Origin of the sequence: Saccharicrinis sp. GN24d3, assembly GCF_052400645.1 — a bacterium.
Lineage (GTDB): Bacteria > Bacteroidota > Bacteroidia > Bacteroidales > Marinilabiliaceae > Saccharicrinis.
On record NZ_JBQTGI010000027.1, the window covers coordinates 47,400 to 53,780 of the forward strand.

Annotated in this window: 4 protein-coding genes; 3 read left to right on the forward strand and 1 reads right to left on the reverse strand. The window is 36.7% G+C overall.

Annotated features, from left to right (window positions below; translation table 11 throughout):
- Positions 1-235: 235 nt before the first annotated feature.
- On the reverse strand, positions 236-1,675 hold the full coding sequence (locus ACT29I_RS22315; protein ID WP_444794457.1) for a sigma-54-dependent transcriptional regulator: 1,440 nt from the start codon (positions 1,673-1,675) through the stop codon (positions 236-238).
- A 730-nt stretch (positions 1,676-2,405) separates the two neighbouring features.
- Between ACT29I_RS22315 and ACT29I_RS22320 the strand changes: the two genes are divergently transcribed.
- From ACT29I_RS22320 to ACT29I_RS22330, 3 genes are all read left to right on the forward strand, one after another.
- A complete protein-coding gene (locus ACT29I_RS22320) occupies positions 2,406-4,079 on the forward strand; it encodes a PAS domain-containing sensor histidine kinase (protein WP_444794458.1) in 1,674 nt (557 codons plus the stop codon).
- Positions 4,080-4,663: 584 nt separating this feature from the next.
- Positions 4,664-5,359, forward strand: a complete 696-nt coding sequence (locus ACT29I_RS22325; RefSeq protein WP_444794459.1) for a hypothetical protein — start codon at positions 4,664-4,666, stop codon at positions 5,357-5,359.
- Between the two features lie 202 nt (positions 5,360-5,561).
- Positions 5,562-6,065, forward strand: coding sequence for a hypothetical protein (locus tag ACT29I_RS22330; RefSeq protein ID WP_430935294.1), 504 nt, complete (start codon positions 5,562-5,564; stop codon positions 6,063-6,065).
- Positions 6,066-6,381 lie beyond the last annotated feature (316 nt).

Genomic DNA, 6,381 nt, shown 5'->3' on the forward strand with positions numbered 1-6,381 from the left:
ATCTTAAAAGTCATACTGAAAACAAAGTGCTATTGTGATTGGGCAAATACGACAGTAGGTGAAGGGCCCTGTTCCATCAAACAGCCCATAAAATATGATCCCATGCTGGTTTTGTTGAAGGTGGGAAAGGTAGGAAAGGAGGCAAAGCTGCAACGTGTAGTTGATCAGAAGGTTAAACCACACCCATGAACTGTATTATTCACATCCAATGGGAACGTGGCACCTATATCTCTACTTATACTTTTTCAATATTTAATTTCTTCATTTTCGCCAACAGTGTGGTTCTTTTTAAACCCAACAATTCGGCCGCGCCAGCATCTCCGCCTATCTTCCACGAAGTGCGCTCAAGCACATGTTCAATGTGCCGCTTCTCCACCTCATGCAGGTAAAGGCTCTTGCCCTCCTCATGCCGGTAAGGGTGTTTGTCCTTCTCCTCTGCTGCATGATGATCACCCAGGAGGTCAACGCTTAAGGTTTCCGAACTCGAAATTATCACGCCCCGTTCCACTACATTTTCCAATTCTCTCGCATTCCCAGGCCATTCGTACCGCTGCAAACAATCTAAACTCGAAGCCGAGATGGATTTAACTTTTTTACCATATATACGGTTATATTTTTTCAGAAAGAAACTAACCAACAAGGGGATATCTTTTTTCCTTTCCCGAAGGGGGGGTATAGCCAGCTCTATGACGTTAATCCTGTAATAGAGGTCTGATCGGAAATTGCCATTAGCTATCTCATCGCTTAAAACCCGGTTTGTCGCCGCAACAATCCTTACGTTCAACTTCATTGTTTTGCTGCCCCCTACCCGCTCTACTGTCCCTTCCTGAAGGACCCTCAGCAACTTGGGCTGAATAGCCATGGGCATCTCTCCAATTTCATCCAAAAAAAGGGTTCCGTTATCGGCAATTTCGAATTTACCTTTCCGCAGATTAACAGCTCCCGTAAACGCCCCTTTTTCGTGTCCGAACAATTCACTTTCAATCAGATTTTCAGGAATCGCGGCGCAATTTATGGACACAAATGCTCCAGGCCTGTTGCTTTTTTCATGAATTGCCCGAGCTACCAACTCTTTACCGGTCCCCGTTTCTCCGGTTATCAATACCGGTGCTTTGGTCAGCCCTATGGTCTTAACCTTACTTAACAGCAATTGGAAACGATAGTCACAGGTAACAATATTGCTGATACCATGCTTGACTTTCAATTCCTTTCTTAAATAAACAACTTCATCTTTCAACCTTTGCTGCAATAATTCCAGTTCCTTGTTCCGTTTTTCCAACTCATGTAAAAGCTGCCTGTTTCTATGTTCATCATTATATTTATCGATGGCATTAAGAATATCCAGTCGTAATTTTTCCTCATTCCAAGGCTTCGACAAATACCGATATACCCTGCCCGTTTCAATGGCCTGCTTCACCACATCAAAATCCGCATAACCCGAAACAACCATAAAAACGGTATGCGGAAACTCATCTTTTACCCTTAATATAAAATCAATCCCGGTTTCTCCCGGCATCCTTTGATCAACAAGAACTACCTGTACATCCCTGCTCAATAAAACTTCATACCCCTCCTTTGTGGAGGTGGCGGTATAAATAGTTAAATCATCACCAAAACAAACCCTAAAAACATCAAGATTTGCCTTTTCGTCATCTATGTACAATACACTTCTCATTGCAATTCAATTTGTCAAAATCATCCAGGTTAGCGCCTTTTTGCTAAACAAGAATATAAATGTTCTAATTTGGTACTGTTTTTCTTAAAACCAGCTTTAGGAATTCCGGTCAAAAAAAAACAGATTAACAAATACCACGCCAACTTCACAGATGCTTGTTAATCTACATCTTATAAAATTCTTTTAGCTATAACACCAATAATAGTGTCGTTATTTCATCACGCCGGAATCGAATTTGTCAATATAATGACATTTCAATTTTAATTCGCACCTCAAAATCCACATTATCCGAAATAAGCTTAAAAACATCAAGATTTGCCCTTTCGCCATCTATGTACAATATGCTTTTCATCGAATTACCGTATGGCCATTTTCGATTGCTTACAGAAAAATTCTAGAACAAAAAAAGATATTAAAAGTTAAACATACTATTTTGTTTGATTTTTTTAGCGTAAATTAAAACATTTTGGTATTTCAGTCCATTAGTCAGCAATAACTGCACAAGTGGAATTTTCAAAATTTCCTATATTTTTATATTTCGCTTTATGCAGGCTTTAGAATAACCACTAACGCAATAAACGCTATACTTGTTCGATTCAACAAATAAAAAAAAATAATACTTTTGTCTGAAATCCAATGATTTTCGCACTCAAAAAAAAAACAGAAATTAATATAGACGCTCAGTTTGTTATAAGCAGCTCAATGTTTACAGATAATATTGAATACGACAATGAAAGAAGTTCCAAATACAGATAGTTTAATTCTGGATATTCATAAGATGATTTTATATTCCGTTCATTCTAACCATGAAAATAATTTTGTCCGTGGCAAATATTCTAAAGAATTATTCGGCATTGAAACCGACAAGATGCCAATCACCACGGAGGAATATTTAAATTTTATATTTCCCGAAGACAGAGAACAAACCATAAACAAATGGAACGAAAATATTATTGCAGGTGTAAATATCTATGAAACCGAATATAGAATACAACATATTGACGGAACCATTAAATGGGTTAAGGATACGTGCCATGTAATCCGCAACAAATCGGGTGAGGTAGAAAGGAAGATAGGCACTATTGTCGATATATCTCAATATAAAGAACATGAAATCCAACTAGTAGAATCCCAAAAGTGGCTGAACATTGTTCTTGACAACCTCAACAGTTCTGTGTTTATTAAAAATACCGACCTTAAATATATAATGAACAACAAATATGCAGAAAAGAGTATGCTTGTTGGCCCGGGCGAGTTGATTGGAAAAAGTGCTTTTGATTTATTCCCCAAAGATGTCGCGGAACAAATCGACAATAATGACAAGAAAACATTGGCCCAAAAGTCACCACAAAAACTCACCGTAAAAAACGAATTCCCTGATGAGATAACAAAAACCACTATAACTGAAAAAATCCCGCTGTTTGACCACAATAACAAAATATATGGCCTGCTGGGCATAACAACGGATATTACAGAATTGGCAGATGCCAAAGAAAAAATAGAACAGGATCAGTTATGGCTAAATCATTATGTAACTAAATTAGAAAATTACAATGAGGAGCTAGTGAAAGCAAGACTGCACCTGAAAGAAACCCAGAATCAATTGGTACAGTCTGAAAAAATGGCATCAATGGGTATTCTGACTGCCGGCATTGCTCACGAAATCAACAATCCCATTAACTATATAAGCGGTGGTATTGCCGGGTTAAAAAAATGCATTCAAAAACTAACCCATTATCTCATCAAAGACACTGAGAAAAATAATAGTCCCCAAAGCAACCCAAAGGATATTGCACAAACTATAGATTCTGCACAAATTATGATTGACAGTATAGAAAAGGGAATATCCAGAGTGGTAAATATTATTGAAAGCATCAGTAATTTTTCGCGGGATGCATCCAACCATTTCATAGAAGTGAACATTAACAAATTACTGGATTCCACACTACTTATTTTATACAGCAAATATAAAAACAACATCAAAATAATAAAAAACTACCATAACAAAGACAGCGTGTATGGACTACCCACCAAACTGAATCAGGTATTCATGAACATAATATCCAATGCCATTGACTCTATTGATGGGCGTGGGAACATTACCATTAAAACCTGGTGGGAAGAGAATGACGATACTTTTATTATAAGTATCAAAGACAATGGAACAGGCATACCTGAAAAGATTAAAGATAAAATATTTAATCCTTTTTTTACAACAAAAAATGTTGGCAAAGGTACCGGATTAGGATTATACATATCTTACCAGGTCATTGAAAACCACTATGGAACAATAGAGGTTAATTCTCAAAAAGGAAAGGGTTCCGAATTTATTATCAGACTGCCAAAAAACGATCAGCTAGCTTCCAGTTCCGGAAAATCGGATTTAACCCGCAATATGCATTAGAAAATCTATTACACATTGAAATTGTTTCAAAACAAGACACTTCGCTGCTTCACTTCAACTCTTCATAACGATGCTCCCGAAAGTAATCGGGACAAGTGATGCCTCATTTCAGTAAAGCCTTGTTTTATTGCACTTTCAATGTTCACGACGAAGTTCTAATGCATAATCCGGGTTTAAGTATTTAGTCCCTTAAAATATTGTATGGTTTTCCATCCCAACAAGAATCGGGATGGCTTTTACCTGGCAACATGAAGGTGTTTTTTAATGCCTTACGGTATTTCCATATACAACTTATCCTGGCTAATAGACAATGCGTTGGTTATAATGTTGGCTGCGCAATAAAAATTACCCCGTAAATGTGTTTGAATAAAAAATAAATGAACAACAACTAAAAAACACGCTACATTTAGTTTACTGTCAACATTTGGTCACCAAAACCCTCCTTCTCTTTTATTGAATCTCATATTCTTCTGAATACCATTACATTGTCTACATTGGCACACTAAATGCTGTCTATGAAAACATGAATTTTGCTTCAAATAGCTGATACAAAAACAAACAGAGGCAAAAGAAAGTAACTGAAGATGAAAGCATTAAAGTTCAAAAGCCGATTAATATTATTATCCATAGGCATTGTTTGGTGTTTACTGGGTATAACAACGAGTACATTTTTTTTATTGAATACAATAGATTCCATTGCCACCTTAAAAAACAAGATAGTTAAACCTGAAGCCATTAACGCAACGCGTTACGAAACAGGCAGCTTTAAAGAAAACGAAAACAAATTGAACGACAGGATCCTCTCTGACATCCACAAATCAATAAGGTTGATTCATGATTTAAAGTTTTCAAGGAGCACGGGTTACAATAGCAGATTATCAATAGAATTGGACCGATTAGCAGAACACTTTCTTACGCTGGAAAAAATAGAAAAAGAAGAACTGTCAGCGGTTCAAGAGCAAGTTAGACAAAGAACAAGAAAAGTGGAGCAACTAATAAAATTAAATATCCAACACAACAGAATATCAGCAGGTATTCTAATCGCATTTATTTTTTTTCTCCTATCTTTTCTAGGCGTCCTATTGTATTCGGGCTATCTACAAATGTACAAATTAGTGCAGGATAAATATACCTCGACACAAGAGGAAAATGTTACCAGCAAACCATGCCAGCGGAGCACAATAAATTCACTGATGGAACATCAAGCATTCGTTGAATCTTATCACAACCGATATCACATTCAGAATATGCGTGATCATTTCCAACTACCATATGGCTAGCAGATATTTAAAATCAATACTATACCATTGAATATTGAGACATATTACAACAATCACCGAATCACCGCTGAGCTTAAAAATATATTTAGGCAAACATCTTTTACAAAAAGCATACAGTTTTATTAAACCAACCAAATAAGAAATAAATCCAAACTCAACTGAGCCAAGCATGGCATTATTTATAACTCATAACACATATCACATGGAGCAAACAACAAAAAGAACACACAACGCATACGCGTTCCTTATCGGGGTTCTTCTTTTTTTCAGTGGCCAAATTTATTCCCAGTCCTACGGCGGTGTATTTAACAATCAATCGTTCGGCCGAAGTTACACGATTAAACCTTACGAGAAACTAAACATTGCTCAGGTTTTTTATAGCGGAAGGGCATACAATATCAATCTAAACAAGGAAGATTTACCCGGAGATATTCGAGTGAAAATTATCAGACCTGACAAAAATATAGTTCTATGGGATAATGCTAAGGACAATTACTCGACCGATATTCGGATAAGTCTTGGAACAACCCAACAAATTAGGATAGAAATAGAACCAAAAAACCCTGAGAATTTTAACGGTGTTAGCAGAAGTTTGGAAGTAATAATAAAGTATTACGATTACGAACAGAATCATGAACAAAATCATGAACAGAATCATGCACAAATACAAAATCCGCCTTCCAACCCTCCTGATTGTTTTAATTAACAACTGCTGTTTTACCTGTAAAAAAAATACTGATCCATTTTATAACAAGCCCTTCAAACACATCATGCCTGCGAACCAACAGATATATAGCAAAACCCGTACGCACTTAAATGATTCAGGGGAGAACGGGTATGTCATTATATGGTCACTTCATTGTCACCGTTGCCCATATATTGGCAATAAATAGATTTCGCATGGGGCCTATGGGCTATGGTCATCAAAAACAGAATCACACAACACATATAAAGTAGAAGGCACCATCAAACGTTTTGATGGTGCCTTCAATCTTTAACCAAACCTAACCCTAAACTATGAG